Source organism: Sorangium sp. So ce590 (genome assembly GCF_051521365.1).
Taxonomy (GTDB): Bacteria; Myxococcota_A; Polyangia; order Polyangiales; family Polyangiaceae; genus Sorangium.
The window spans coordinates 7,485,642-7,499,559 of sequence record NZ_CP150346.1 but is presented as its reverse complement, the minus strand read 5'-3'; the positions used below and the strand labels follow the sequence as shown (position 1 = coordinate 7,499,559).

Sequence of the window (13,918 nt, the reverse complement as noted above, 5' to 3'; positions counted from 1 at the left end):
GCCGACGCATCGGCGAGGGGAGCGGCGAACAAGGCATTGGCCAGCGGAGAGCACGAGTCGGTCACGTCGCGAGGGAGGCGCTGGGGCCGAGGGTTGGGAGAGGCGGCGTGCCGCGGCATCGAGGGGAGCGGCGTGCCCGGCGCCGCGGGCAGCGGGCCACGGAACTGGCGAAGAGGGCGCAGGAGGGAGCAAATGTTGCGTAGCATACAGAAGTGGCGCACGAGAGGGCGCCAGGGCTGCGCAGGAGACCCACCGGGGCTGCGCAGGAGCCGGACGAGGGTGACGAAGGACACCAACAGGGGCGCGCAGGAGGGGCGCGGGGCTGCGCAGGATGGGGGCGAGCGTAGCGCAGGACACCAACGGTGGTGCGCAGGAGGGGCGGGGGCTCGCGCAGGGGGGGCCGGGGCTGGCGCAGGAGAGCCGACGGGCCCGCGCAGGAGGGCGCCGGGGCTCGCGCAGGAGGGCCGACGGACTGCGCAGGAGGGCCGAGGGGGCCGCGCGGCTGCGCCGTGTCACGCGGGCGGTACGCCGGATCACATCCGCCGCACCGCGAAAAAACGACGCGAGCGCATGCGATTGGATGAAGGATCGGCGAGCCCGGCGGCATCCAGGGAGCATCATGCGCACGTTCGCCACCGCGGCTCGGCGAGCCGAGCTTTGCGGCCCTGGTTGGCCGCGCTCGCTGCCCACCCTGCCCCCGGCGACCTCGGCGCTCTCCCACGCCGGGTGCATGAACGAGAGCGCCCCTCTCGGCCGAGGGAGCGATAGGGGCGTCTCCTCCGGAGCCGGAGACGGCTCCGAGGACGGCCTGCTGCCATGCGGCGGTTCGTGAACTGACCCACTTTCCAGCGCCCCCTCGCGCCGTCGGCTATCCAAAGGAGCTTCACATGAGACGAACATTCCTGCCCATGGTCGCAACGCTCGCCTTGTGCGGAGCGTGTACTGGCGGGTCCTCCAATGCCTCGCCCGACGGTGTTTCGCCCGACGAGCACGACGTGGACCCCGTGGACCCCGTGGACCCCGTGGACCCCGTGGACCCCGTGGACCCCGTGGACCCCGTGAAGCCCCTGGGCTCGCGGCCGTTCATCTGCGGCGATTCGACGTCTCCCATGTTCAAGAGCCGTGAGGTGCTGGACATGCGGATTTCCGCCGACTTCACCAAGCTGAACACCGCGCCCACGAAGGAAGAATCCAGCTCGGCGGCCGTGATCGAGATGGACGGCGGCGCAACGACGAGCGCCGCGACGATCATCGCTCGCGGGCATTCGCGCTTCCTGTGCGGGTTCCGTCCGTTCTCGCTCAAGTTTCCGGAGAAGCAGAAGGACAACGTCTTCGAGCACCTCGGCAAATCCGTGAAGTTCGCCACACATTGCGGCGACACAGAAGGCTTGCCTCCCGCGCTCAAGGCGGACTCCATGGAGGCGTACGAGCAGCGCGTGCTCATGGAACACGCGGTTTATCAGGTGCTCGACCAGCTGCGGGTACCTTCGCTGAAAACACGGCTCGTGCGGCTCACCTACCACGACACGCAGACCGACACCGAGGAGACCCACCTCGCCTTCGTGCGCGAGCCCGAGGACGAGATGGCCGAGCGCTGCGGCATGGTAGAAGCAGAAGACCTGAACGCGGTCGACCAGGCGCCGCCCTCGGAGAACCAGCACTCGCTCTTGCTGCTGCATCTTCTGAACAACTTCGTGGTTCAGTACGACTGGGTCGGGAACAAGAATACCATCATGCTGGTCGATCCCGAGCGCAACGAGTACTTACGTGCTCCCTACGACTTCGACCTGGTCGGCGTCTTTCGGCCGGACTACGTGGCCAACGAGGGTCGGACGATCGAGCAGAACCGGGATGCCTTCGCAGACTGGCTGCGGCGCAACCAGAGCGCCCCCCTGTTCAGCGAAATCGACGTGACGCTGAGCAAGGCCGAGCTGATGCAGGGCGCCGTCGAGCAGTCGGGCATGAGCGAGCAGAACCGCGAGGTCTTCTCTCGCTGGCTCTCCCTCTATCTGGGGCTCCTTCGGGACTTTCGCGCCTGCGAGGGCCATGCAGACGACCCGTCACGGCCGCTGTGTCACGTGGAGGACGACCACGGCGGTCTCCCTCAGTCGGCCAGCGCGGTCGACCTCGGCGAGCGGACGGCCCGCCTCGAGCCGCCCGGCGACGTGGACATGTTCGCCGTCGAGCTGCAGGCGGGCGCGCTCTACTCCTTCGGCGGAAGCGTAAATATCGAGCTCCTCGACGACGAGGGAAGCCTGCTGGCGAAGTCCTCGGACCGGGGAGTCTCGGTGAGGCCGAGCGTGGCGGGGACGTACATCCTGCGGGCTTCGCTGGGAGAACAGCTGGTCTCCTCCCCGATCTTGCCCACCTCCGACGAGATCGACCGCAATCTCTTCATCTACGCGGACGACCATGGCGCCTCGGTGGAGACGGCGACCGTGCTCGGCGCTGGACAGACCCTGCAGGGCGCGTGGGAGCTGACCACGAACGCGGACGAGGACTGGTTCTTGGTCAGCGCGGACGCCTCGACCTCCCTCCACGTCACGCTCGATCAGACGGCCTGGGGACTCGCCGTGGTGGCCCGACGCGACGCGCCTGACGGAGAGCTTCCGGCCGAGACCGATCTGACGGGAGGCGACAACGACCTGTCGTCGCTCTTCGGCGAGCCCGGCGATTACGTCGTCCAGCTCATTCAGATCACCGGCCTCGGCGGGAGCTCGTCGTATACGGTGCAGCTGCAATAGCGCTCCGATCGCGGCCTCTTGCGCCTCCTCGCGCGCGCAGATCGCCGGCTTCGCCGTGTGCGTCGCGAAGCGCAGGACCCAGCCGCTCACAGCGCGGCCGCGAGCTCTCTGCCTCGACACGCATCCAGGCATCGAGGGGCCGCCTTCACTCGCCGCTCGTCCGCGCGCGCCCAGCGCCGGACCTGCGCCGCTTCGAGCGGCGACAGGAGCGAGCCCCACGGCTTCAGGGGTTCGCAAATCAACACCGCGTCGAGCCTGCGCGGCCGATCGGGTAGCCCCTCACCGCGCCGTCAGCGCCCCGTCGGAGGTCCACCCGACCTGCGCTCCTGGCGACGCGGAGCCCGGAGCCGAGAACCACAGGGTGACGCGCCCGCTCGATGGCTCTCTCTCCTCTTCGGGGATCCCCAGATCGGGGTCCCCCGGATAAACCTCGCCTTCGCCATCGGCCAGCGTGACCGTCATATTTTGGATGAGCGCCCCCTCGATCTCGAACGCCACACGGCGGCCGTCCGTGAGCGTGACGCCCCTGGGCCCGATCGCGGTCGGCGCGTTCGCCAGCCACGCTTCGCGCATCGCGAGGCGTGGATCCCCGAGGCGCTCCTGGTGCTCGTCACAGGCGCGCGGCGCATGGCCGAGGCTCCCGCATACGGCGTTGAAGAAGGCGCTCGTCGCCTCATACTCGCGCACGAAGCGGTAGCGCATCGCCAGGATCTCGTCATCGAACACCGGTACATTGGAGAGCGGCTCCTCATCGATCTCGTTCAGAGCGACTTGAACCGCGGCGACACCGTCGCGAATAGCCGCTCTGAGAGCGTCGGCCGTCACCTCTCCACGAAGGGTCCAGACGAGCTGCCGGAGCGCTTGGCCTGTCTCGTGATCGCCGCGGCCCCGCTCCCAGACCGCGTCCGAGACCGACGACTCGTAGACGTCCATCCTCCGGCGGCACCCGACCGGCGCCCCGCGCTCGTCCAGCACCTTGCCGTGGCAGGCGTCACCGTCGAACACGTGCGCCAGGATGTCCGCGATGGCCTCGTTCGCGCTGGCGCTGAGCCGCTCGCCGAGCGGGCCGGAGGCCATCCAGAGGCCATAGTGGAGCGCATGGCCGAGCTCGTGATTGACGACGTCTCGCTCGAGGTAAGGATGCGCGCGCGTGGGCTCCGTGGAGTGCCCCAGCAGGACGTAGGAGCAATTCCTCCTCGCCGGCAGCTCGAACTCGCCGTTGTCGGCGTGAAACGAGAACGTTGCGTCGGGCGCCATCCGCTCGTCGTGGTACTCCCGGAGGGCCTCCGCGAAGTCGGCCGGGCGGATGTCGGGATCATCCACGTATTTTTCGGCATCTTCGAGGAATCCGCGATCGAGCGGCGGATGCGCGCACGTGAACGCGTCGATCAGATCGAGCGCCGCTCGGTTCGAGGCGGCGTTCGCGACATCGACCTCGAGGGCCCGCAGGTCATCGAAGATGCTCTCGCCGTAGAGCTCCGGGAGAGCCTCTGACGCCTTCATGCCGGGAGGCGGAGAGATGAAGAGGCGCGCGGGTTCATGGGGTACGGCCAGCCCCACCTCGGCCCAGTAGGAGAGGAACGCTCGCGCCGAAGGGAGAACCTCCGCCTCGAAGCGCTCACGATCGGCGTCCGTCGCGAACGCTCCGCTCGCGACGATCTCCGTCGCGGGCGCTCCGCTCGCGACGATCGGATCGTCGGGAGCTGCCGTCGTGGGCTCGACGCCCTCGGTCACGCAGCCGGAGAGGACGAGGAGCAAGCACGCAGATGAAGGAAATGACAGTTTTCGCATGGCTGTTGCCCTTGTATTGAAAGCATGACCGCGAGGACGCGAGCGTTGAAGACCACCGATTTCATGGTCACGTCGCCTCGTCGATAACCCTATTCCGCACCGTCCCCGCGTTCCTTTAGACATGGCGGACGATTTTTCGCGCGGGGCCCAGCGAGGCAGGTTTCCGACGACCCGCCGGTATGTGCTCGACGACGGACCGGCAGACCGCCCGTCCCACGCCGAGCTCGCCGCGACGGCCGGCGCTCGGCGTGGCAGGTGGGCCCCGTACCGTCGCAATGGGCCGCCGAACCCGGCGCTGCACCCGACGGGGGAGCGCCAGTGCGTTCCGCGGGCGACAGCGGAGAGCGTGGTTCAGCCGCCACCGGAGGCTGCACTCGAAGGGCTTGCTCCCACCGCGGGTGCATGATATGCTTTTCACTCCGTGAGTGGTCTTCAGCCGCAGCACTCTCGTTGAGTTCTGGACTCGGCACGCATGCCGAATACGACGAGATTGACGCGACGAGCAGCTCGGGTGGACTCGCAAGGAGCTTGAGCGGTTGATCGGCTCCAGGGGACGCGTCTCGGAGGTCTTGGGCCGCGAACGGGCGCTCACGCTCCCGATGATCCGAAAGCTCCACGTATCGATGCAGATCCCGGCCGAGGTGCTGATCGCGCTTCCGCCTCATTCGCGTGGGAAGCCGCCGCCGCGGCGAACGTCGGGAGGGAGCGCTCATGGCAAAGGCGCGAAGCGCGCCGCGTGAACGGCGCCTTCCATCTGGCTCGAATCAGCCGCCGAACAAGCCTCGTTCCACATGATCGTGCCCGAAGAGGAGGTCACCGACTCGCGATGGAGCTGGCTCCGATCCGTCCAAGGGCTGACGGCCGGGGGGCGCGCCACAGTCCAGCTCGGCGGGGAGGCTCGTCAGGCGCTTGAAGGCATGGAAGGAACCAGGTGCGATGAGAAAGCCGGAGCTGGTGAGGTTTGAGATCGAAGGTGCCGAAATGGCGGTCCGCCTGGCGGGCGATCGGGAGAAGCCGGCGCTTCTCCTGATCCACGGTTTTCCAAGCTCCTCGGAATCGTTCCGGAACGTGATCGGCGCCCTCGCGCGGGACTGCTTCGTGATCGCCCCGGACCTTCCGGGGTTCGGAGGTTCCGAGCCGGTTGAGCGGCCCTCATTTTCGCGTTTCGCGGACATGATCGACGGACTGCTCGCGCGGCTCGGAGCTGGGTCCTTCCACCTCTACCTCCACGATCATGGAGCGGCGGTAGCGCTTCATCTCGCCACGCGCGCGCCGAGCAGGATACGCAGCCTCATCGTCCAGAATGCCAATGCCCATGAGAGCGGGATGGGGCCGCAATGGTCGGCGACCAGAGCCTACTGGGACGATCCCACGCCGGAGCGGGAAGCCGAGGCGACCGCACACCTGACCTTCGAGGGGACGCGCGACCAATATGTGGGCGGCGTTCCCCGGGACATCGCCGAGCGCATCGATCCCCGATGGGAGGAGGACTGGCGGATCATGTCGCTCCCCGGCCGGCTCGAGACGCAGCGTGCGCTGGTGCTGGACTATCGCAGCCATTTCGCGCGGTTCGCGGAAATTGCCAATTATCTCGCTCGCTGGCAGCCCCCGGCGCTGATGCTATGGGGGCGGCACGATACCTTCTTCGACCTCGAGGAGACCCTCTCCTGGATGAAGGCGCTCCCGCGCATGGAGGCGCACATCCTCGACGGCCCGCATTTCCTGCTCGAGACCCATCCGGCCGAATGCGCCGCGTTGATGAGCGCCTTCGTCAGGCGCGCGGAGGGGCCGTGTTAGGACGACGAAATGAAGAGAACATGAAGCCACGAATCACAGTCATCACCATCGGTGTCGACGATCTCGACGTGTCGCTGCGTTTCTACAGGGAGGGGCTCGGCTTCCAGACCGAAGGCATTGTTGGCAAAGAATTTGAACACGGCGCTGTTGTGTTCATCCAGCTTCAGCCTGGCTTGCGTCTGGCTTTGTGGCCTCGCACGAGCATCGCGCATGACACGGGCCTCTCCGCAGGTCGTGCGAGCCCGACCGAGATGACGCTGGGCCATAACGTCACATCGAAAGCGGAGGTCGACGCTGTCATGGCAAAGGCGAGAGCAGCGGGAGCCGTCCTCATCAAGGCCGCGCACGACACCTTCTGGGGCGGCTACTCCGGTTACTTCCAGGACCCAGATGGTCATCTCTGGGAGGTCGTCTGGAATCCGCAATGGTCCGAGTGAGCCCAACGCTAGTGCTGCACGCGACGTGCGAAGACGCACGCGCGTGAGCAAGGGCCTCGCAGCGGCGACCGGCGGGGGAGCGGGCCCTGGGCGCGCCCCCACATCCGGAGGGACGACTCGGCCGAGGACCTCAGGGCCGACGTGTCCACGCCGAGCCGATCGAGATCGGCCAGGCGGCGCTCTCCCGCCTGCAGCTCCGCGGCACGGCCTCGCACGACGATGAGCTCGCGCCGGGCTTCCGGCACGCCCCGGCGCCCGATGCGGGCGACCCCAGCCTTGTGCACGTCGGCGAGAGCTCCGGGAGGAGCGCGCGGACGTTGCAGCGGCGCCTGGCCGGGGTGGGCGTCAGCCACCGGGAGCTCCTGCAGGAGCTCACCGGGAGCCCCCGGCAGGAGGTGCGGCTGGAGCGGGCGCGGCCGGCGGGCGCGCCACGTTCGTCGTGGCCCGCTGGCGCGGGCGCGCTTCCGCCGGAATTCACCGGAAGCGCAGGCGCCCACGTGCTATCCCCCGCGCCGCTGAGATGATCACGCTCGAAAAGCTCACCAAGCGGTACGGTCCCAAAATTCTCTTCGAGAACGTGTCGATGCGCTTCGACCCCGGCAAGCGCTACGTGCTCGTCGGCGCGAACGGAGCGGGGAAATCGACGCTCCTCAAGGTCATCTCCGGCGAGGAGGAGTCGGATCAGGGCGCCGTCGAGATCCCGAAGCAGCTCCGGGTCGGGGTGCTCAAGCAGGACCATTTCGCCTACGAGTCCCACCGCATCCTCGACACGGTCCTGATGGGGAACCGGGCCCTCTGGGAGGCGATGCACGAGCGCGACCGGCTGTACGAGGGCGAGATGACCGACGAGGTCGGCATGCGGCTGGCCGAGCTCGAGGGGACGATCGGCGAGGAGGACGGCTACACCGCCGAGGCGCGCGCCGCCGAGATCCTCGAGGGGCTCGGGATCGCGACCGCCCGGCACACGAGCACGGTGAGCACGCTCGCGGGCGGGTACAAGCTCCGCGTCCTCATCGCCCAGACGCTGTTCGCCGGCGCCGACGTCCTGCTCCTCGACGAGCCGACGAACCACCTCGACCTCGACTCGATCCGCTGGCTCGAGGCGTACCTCACCGACACCTTCCGCGGCACGCTGCTCGTCGTCAGCCACGACCGGCACTTCATGAACGCGATCGCGACGCACGTCGCCGACGTCGACTACCAGACGGTCACGCTCTACACGGGCGACTACGACGACTTCATCGAGCAGAAGACGACGGGCAAGCGCCAGTCGGACGCCGACGCCGCGCAGAAGAAGAAGAAGATCGCCGAGCTCAAGGACTTCGTGGCCCGCTTCGGCGCGAGCGCGAGCCGGTCGAGCCAGGCGCAGTCGCGCGTGAAGGAGATCGAGAAGCTCGAGGCGGGCATCCAGGTGCGGCGCACGAGCGTCGTCCGGCCGTACATCAAGTTCGAGATCGAGAAGCCCTCCGGCCGCGACGTGCTGCGCGTCGAGGGCCTCGCCAAGAGCTTCGGCGACCTGCACGTCATCCAGAAGCTCGATTTCAACCTGAACCGCGGCGACAAGCTCGCGGTGATCGGGCCGAGCGGCATCGGTAAGTCGACGCTGCTCAAGCTCCTCGTCGGCGAGCTCACGCCCGACGCCGGGAAGGTCACGTGGGGCCACGACACGAACGTGGGCTACTTCGCGCAGGATCACCACGAGGCGATCGAGCCGGGCTTCACGGCCTACGAGTGGCTGTACCGCTTCGACCCGAGCGCGCCCAAGGAGCACGTCCGCTCGGTGCTCGGCAAGCTGCTGTTCAGCGGCGAGGCCGGGCTCAAGAAGACGGAGAACCTCTCCGGCGGCGAGGCGGCGCGCCTGTTCCTCGCGAAGCTCATCCTGGTGAAGAACAACATCGTGGTGCTCGACGAGCCGACGAACCACCTCGACGTGGAGAGCATCGACGCGCTCCTCCAGGCGCTCATCGAGTACAAGGGGACGGTCATCGTCACGAGCCACGACCGGCACTTCGTGGGCAAGCTCGGCACCCGCGTGCTCGAGCTGTCGCCCCGGGGGCCGCAGCTGTACAACGGGACGTACGACGAGTACCTCGAGGGGCCGGGGAACCCGAGCGCTCAGGGCGTCAAGGCGTCGTAGCCTCACGCCACGCGGCGGGGCGCGGCGCTTCAGGGCTGCCGGCCCCTCTTCAGCGTGGCGCGAGGCGATCGAGCTGCTGAAGGTCGTCGGCGGTCAGCCGCCAGCCCACGGCCGCGGTGTTGGCGCGCACCTGCTCCGGCGACGTCGCGCCGGCGATCACGGAGGCGACTGCCGGCCGGCCGGCGAGCCACGAGAAGGCGAGCTGGAGCAGCGTGTGGCCCCGGGACGACGCGAAGGCGGCGAGCGCCGCGGCGGCGCTTCGGTTCTGCTCGGTCAGGAAGCGGGCGGTCAGCCCGCCGTCGGGCGCCGAGAGCCGGGCGCCGGCGGGGGCGGGGCGGTCGGGGAGGTACTTCCCGGAGAGCAGCCCGCTCGCGAGCGGGAAGTACGGCAGGAAGGCGAGCCCGAGGCGCTCGCTCTCCGCCAGCACCTCCCGCTCGGGCTCGCGCTGGAGCAGGCTGTACTCGTTCTGGACGCTCACGAAGCGCGCCGCTCCCGGGCGGGTGGCCTCCTCGGCGTCGCGCAGCTGGGAGGCCGAGAAGTTCGAGTTGCCGATCTCGCGCACCTTGCCGGCGCGGACCAGCGCGTCGAGCGCCTCCAGGGTGTCGCCGATCGGCGTCTCGGGGTCCGGGCGGTGGATCTGGTAGAGGTCGATCCAGTCGGTGCCCAGCCGCCGCAGGCTGGCCTCCACGGCGCGCTGGATGTACGCCGGCTTCGCGCCGCCCTCGCGCTCGCCGTCGAGCGGGAGGCCGAACTTTGTCGCGATGATCGCCTGGCCGCGCCGGCCGCCGAGCGCCCGGCCGAGCAGCTCCTCGCTGCGCGTACCGCCGTAGATGTCGGCCGTGTCGAAGAAGTTGATGCCCGCGTCGAGCGCCGCGTCGACCACCGCCGCCGTCCGCTGCTCGTCGATGCGACCGCCGAAGTTGTTGCACCCGAGGCCCACGACCGACACGTCGAGCGATCCGATCCGTCTCTTCTCCATCTGAATCATTCCTTCTACACGAGAGATCTCGCAGGTCCTGCGCCGGCGGGCATGCGTCGCCCGCCGGGGGCTCCGGGCGCGCGGACGCGCAGGCTGCTCGAGCTCACGTGGATTGCACGCCCTGTGCCGCTGCCCGCCGGCTCCGGGGTGGCCCGCCCCCGGCCGCTCCTGGAAGCGCGCTGTCCGAGCTGCTCGGCGCCCAACAGCCGAGCTGCGCGGCGCCCAGCAGCCGAGCAGCAGCGCTGCTGATCCACGAGCAGCGGCGATCGCGGGCCGCGGCTCGCTCGCGGGGGGGGGGGCGCCGGCGTGGCTCGTCGCGCCCGCGGCTGGCCACGCCGCACCGGGCGTCGGCACGCCCCCTGCTCAGGCGGCCCGCATGAGCACGATCAGCCTCTCTCTCGATACCCCGGAGCTCGCCCAGGCCTACGAGCGCGGCAGCGACCGGCAGTTCAACCACGGCAAGCTCCTCATCGAAGCGCTGGGCGTGCGGCGCGGCCAGCGCGTGCTCGATGTGGGGGCGGGCACCGGCCGACTCGCCGCGCACGTGGCCGAGAGCGTCGGCGCCGAGGGCAGCGTGGTGGCCATCGATCCCCTCCCGCTCCGCGTCGACATCGCCCGGCAGAAGACCCGCGCGAACCTCACGACCGCGGTCGGGCGCGCCGAGGATCTCTCCGCCTTCGCCTCGAGCAGCTTCGACGTCGTGTACCTGAACAGCGTCCTTCACTGGCTGAACGAGGCCCAGAAGCAGCGCGCCATCTCCGAGGCGGCGCGCGTGCTGAAGCCCGGCGGCAAGCTCGGGTTCAGCACCGGATCGCGGGAGAAGCCGCACCAGCTCGAGCCGATCCAGCGCAAGGTGCTCGCCGAGCTCGGGAAAGAGGCGCAGGGCACTCTCCCGTACAAGCTGACGGTCGACGAGGCCCGGGCGCTGCTCCAGCGCGCCGGGTTCATCGTGGACACGCTGGAGATCCGCACCTTCGTCGACCACGCCGCCGACATCGATGAGATCTTGAGGCACAGCGGCTCGAGCTCGTTCGGCAATCACCTCTCGCACCTGAGCGCCGAGGAGAAGCGCGAGGTGCGCGAGCGGCTGGCGAGGGAGCTCGAGGCGTGGCGCTCGCCGCAGGGGATCCGGCTCGAGCGGAACCTCATCTTCGCGATCGCCCACACGGCGGGCAACTAGCCTCGACGCCAGCCGCTCTCGCCATTCCTGGCACGCCCGGATCGGCGGGATGCGCCGGCATGGGTGCCGGAGTGAACGCCGTCGCGCTGCGGGTCCACGCCGCGCTACTGGTCGGCGGTGTCGCCGGAGCAGAGGACGAACTGCGTCGCGCCGTCGCGGGCTTCACCGTCGCCGGTGAACCGGACCTGCCGGCGCTCGGTGGACGGGCACTTGGCGACGACCTCGTCCTTGCCGAGGCCGAGCCGCGGGTCGACATAGCACCACCCGTGCACCTTCTCGCCTCCGACCTCGACCGGCGCCGGCGGAATCGTGTCCTGGCAAGCCTTGAGCTCGTCCGGGGCGCTGAGCTGCTCGACCTCGCAGACGCAGTTCCAGCCGTTCGCCGCCGCGACCGGATCGTCGAGCACCATCCGCTCCGCGGCGAGGTTCTCCGAGGGCACCTTCCGCCGCGCCGCGAGCCCGTCGCAGCGGCACTGCCCGTCGGGCACGCTCCGCGCCTCCAGGACCAGGCAGCTGACCTGTCCGGCCCCGTTCGGCTGGAGGGCGCGGGGCAGGCACTGCCCGCCGAGCCTCGTCTTCAGGCGATCGACGATCGCGCCGATCGCCGGCCGATAGCCGAAGTCGGAGTCGCCCGGCCCCGAGTCCTTGAGCTGCGCCGGGCACACCGAGCCGACGATGCCCTGTTCCCCGAGGTCCCGGATGAGCTCGAGCTGCCGCAGGCCCGGATAGGCCTTCGCATAGATCTGGCGCTCGCTGTCAGTGCCGTCCGGGTTGTCCTCGCACAGAGGGCTATTCCGGTCTGCCCCGTCGTTCGCGCAGTCTCCGCCTTGCGTGGGCGCGAGCAGCCGGAAGGTGCAGGCGAACTGGAGGTCGCCGAATCCCGTCCTGGGATTCCACTCATGGCCGTTGATCTCGTTTGCGTTGTCCGGCGAGTCCGGGCCAGCGATCCGCGTCCCGGTGATCGGGTTCTCGCCCTCGCGGGGGGCCGGCGACTCGACCATGTGGGGGTCCGCGGGAGGGCGGCGCGCCCTGGGATCGCCGAGGATGATGTCCCAGGTGCTCGAGAACCCGGCGTTCGGAGCGCTCAGCTCCTCGGCGCTCTTGAAGCCGCCGATCGGATTGCCGTCCCCGTCCTTGCCTTCCCGGAGATCGGGCTGGCCCGCGTCGTTCCGGCGCGCGATGTCCTGCCAGGGCACGCCCACGAGGCCCGCGAAGAACACGAGCTCCGGCGGCCGAACCGTGCTGTTCTCGTCGGTCGGGTCGAGATCCGAGAAGATCGGGTTGTCGACGAGATCGCCCTTGTGATCCGCGATCTGCGCCTCCGTGAGCGCCTTCGTGTAGCGGTCGATCGGATAGAGCAGGTTGGCCCCGAACCGCCGCTTCTGGTCGAAGCAGCGCAGGTTGATCGGGTCCCGCTCCTCGTCGAGCGCCGCGATCCTGTCCCCTTCGGTGCAGGTCTCATCGACCGGGCACTCGCCCCTCTCCGACGCGCACGACCTGCAGCACGGGTCATCCGGGCCTCTCGTCTCGCACTCCTTGCGCGGCCGGGGCATCCGGCTCGACCTCGCTACCCAGAAGGCCGTCCCGCCCTCGCGGATGGAACAGTCGTTCTCGTCCGACAGCATGATGATCGCGAGGAGCGAGTCCGGTCGGAGGAACGCCTTGCGCTGCTCCAGCAACGTGGTGTCCCGCCCTTCCCGCACCGCGTTGTCCTTCACCACCACGATCCTATCGTGGGGCGCTGGATCCGCGAGGAACCGGTACCAGCTCTCCAGCTGCGACTCGTAGCCGCACCCGACGTCGCCCACGCCTCTGACCATGTTCGTCAGCGTCGGCACGAGGCCGCCGCCCTGGCCGTCGTCGAGGATGGACTCGCCCGCTGGGGTCAGCTTCTGCTCCGGGTCCCAGGCGAGGAAGCCCTTGTCTTGATAGGTCGGCGGTTCGTTGTCGTTGTCCGTGTCGCTCCTGGCGATGAGGTGCCCCTTGTCGTTGTTGGAGAAGTGGTTCCCCTCCGCCTTGCACGGGCCCTCCGCGCCGTGGTCGCCGAGGCTCGTGCTGATGATCCCGATGTGGATGTCGAGGACGGGCTCGAACTCGCGCTCCGTGCCGCTCGGGCAGCTGCCGTTCATCGGCGGGGATGATTCCGTGGGCTTCAGCGGATTGACGCACCGGGGGTCGACCAGGCGCCTCACGAGGTCGGGCACGGCCAGCGCGAGGATGTCCTGCTTGTCCTTCATGGACGCCGAGTTGTCGATGGTCAGGAGGAGATCGATCTTGTCGACGCGCTGCGGGAGCCGCTCGACGACGGTGCCAGTCGTGCGGGTATCTTGATGGGCGATGGGGCGGCTCAGGCACCCCGAGATGAGCGATGTCCCGCCCACGACGAGGGAGCACCAGAGCAACGCGGCTGCGCGGGCAGCGCGGGACGGAGGTCGATCGGCCATGGATCCTTCCTTGCGCGAGAGATGGAGTGGTCCCTTCGCGCGTCGCACACGACGCGCGCGCTGCGCCGGCGCGCCTGTCTCGCGCGGAGTGGATGACAGGCCGCCTGGCGATCGCGAGTCAGACGCGGAGAGGGGGGGTTCTCTTGGCTGCGTGGCGACAGGAGCGCGACGCCATCACGAAAAATGCAGGAAGCACAGGGAGGGCGGCGCGGTCGCGGCGTGGCGAAGGGGCCGCGCGGCCATCGCCCGGAGCAAAGACGGCGCGGTCGTCCCCTGGAACGAACACGGCGCGGCCGTCGCCCGGAGCGGACGCGGCTCGCGCCCGTCGGTCATGGCGTTGTAAGAATGTAATAAAAGGACGGAAATCGAGAGGGCGGGGCGCCGAGGGGGCGCCGTCGGCCAGCGTCGG

The 13,918-nt window shown here is 69.2% G+C and carries 8 protein-coding genes; 5 read left to right on the top strand and 3 right to left on the bottom strand.

Translation table 11 applies throughout. The features are described 5' to 3' along the window. Positions 1-887: 887 nt before the first annotated feature. On the top strand, positions 888-2,744 hold the full coding sequence (locus tag WMF28_RS27960; RefSeq protein WP_437596381.1) for a hypothetical protein: 1,857 nt from the start codon (positions 888-890) through the stop codon (positions 2,742-2,744). A 279-nt stretch (positions 2,745-3,023) separates the two neighbouring features. On the opposite strand, the gene WMF28_RS27955 is transcribed toward WMF28_RS27960, so the two are convergent. Then, complete coding sequence (locus tag WMF28_RS27955; protein ID WP_437596380.1) at positions 3,024-4,535, bottom strand: hypothetical protein; 1,512 nt, start codon at positions 4,533-4,535, stop codon at positions 3,024-3,026. A 936-nt stretch (positions 4,536-5,471) separates the two neighbouring features. Here WMF28_RS27955 and WMF28_RS27950 point away from each other — a divergent pair. From WMF28_RS27950 to WMF28_RS27940, 3 genes are all read left to right on the top strand, one after another. After that, complete coding sequence (locus WMF28_RS27950) at positions 5,472-6,332, top strand: alpha/beta fold hydrolase (protein ID WP_437596379.1); 861 nt, start codon at positions 5,472-5,474, stop codon at positions 6,330-6,332. A gap of 20 nt (positions 6,333-6,352) precedes the next feature. Beyond that, complete coding sequence (locus WMF28_RS27945) at positions 6,353-6,769, top strand: VOC family protein (RefSeq protein WP_437596378.1); 417 nt, start codon at positions 6,353-6,355, stop codon at positions 6,767-6,769. Positions 6,770-7,289: 520 nt separating this feature from the next. Beyond that, positions 7,290-8,906, top strand: a complete 1,617-nt coding sequence (locus WMF28_RS27940; protein ID WP_437596377.1) for an ABC-F family ATP-binding cassette domain-containing protein — start codon at positions 7,290-7,292, stop codon at positions 8,904-8,906. A 49-nt stretch (positions 8,907-8,955) separates the two neighbouring features. On the opposite strand, the gene WMF28_RS27935 is transcribed toward WMF28_RS27940, so the two are convergent. Further along, entirely contained in the window at positions 8,956-9,885 is a 930-nt protein-coding gene (locus WMF28_RS27935) for an aldo/keto reductase (protein ID WP_437596376.1), read from the bottom strand. Positions 9,886-10,261: 376 nt separating this feature from the next. On the opposite strand from WMF28_RS27935, the gene WMF28_RS27930 reads away from it, so the two are divergent. Continuing rightward, the gene (locus WMF28_RS27930) at positions 10,262-11,065 is read left to right on the top strand and encodes a class I SAM-dependent methyltransferase (protein ID WP_437596375.1); all 804 of its coding nucleotides are present in this window, start codon (positions 10,262-10,264) and stop codon (positions 11,063-11,065) included. A 104-nt stretch (positions 11,066-11,169) separates the two neighbouring features. Here WMF28_RS27930 and WMF28_RS27925 read toward each other — a convergent pair whose 3' ends face one another. Next, positions 11,170-13,509, bottom strand: a complete 2,340-nt coding sequence (locus WMF28_RS27925) for a hypothetical protein (protein ID WP_437596374.1) — start codon at positions 13,507-13,509, stop codon at positions 11,170-11,172. Between the last annotated feature and the right edge of the window lie 409 nt (positions 13,510-13,918).

Coding starts and splice junctions, on each gene's coding strand:
- WMF28_RS27945 (WP_437596378.1), top strand. CDS start 6,353: ATGAAGCCACGAATCACAGTCATCACCATCGGTGTCGACGATCTCGAC.
- WMF28_RS27930 (WP_437596375.1), top strand. CDS start 10,262: ATGAGCACGATCAGCCTCTCTCTCGATACCCCGGAGCTCGCCCAGGCC.
- WMF28_RS27935 (WP_437596376.1), bottom strand. CDS start 9,885: ATGGAGAAGAGACGGATCGGATCGCTCGACGTGTCGGTCGTGGGCCTC.
- WMF28_RS27925 (WP_437596374.1), bottom strand. CDS start 13,509: ATGGCCGATCGACCTCCGTCCCGCGCTGCCCGCGCAGCCGCGTTGCTC.
- WMF28_RS27940 (WP_437596377.1), top strand. CDS start 7,290: ATGATCACGCTCGAAAAGCTCACCAAGCGGTACGGTCCCAAAATTCTC.
- WMF28_RS27950 (WP_437596379.1), top strand. CDS start 5,472: ATGAGAAAGCCGGAGCTGGTGAGGTTTGAGATCGAAGGTGCCGAAATG.
- WMF28_RS27960 (WP_437596381.1), top strand. CDS start 888: ATGAGACGAACATTCCTGCCCATGGTCGCAACGCTCGCCTTGTGCGGA.
- WMF28_RS27955 (WP_437596380.1), bottom strand. CDS start 4,535: ATGCGAAAACTGTCATTTCCTTCATCTGCGTGCTTGCTCCTCGTCCTC.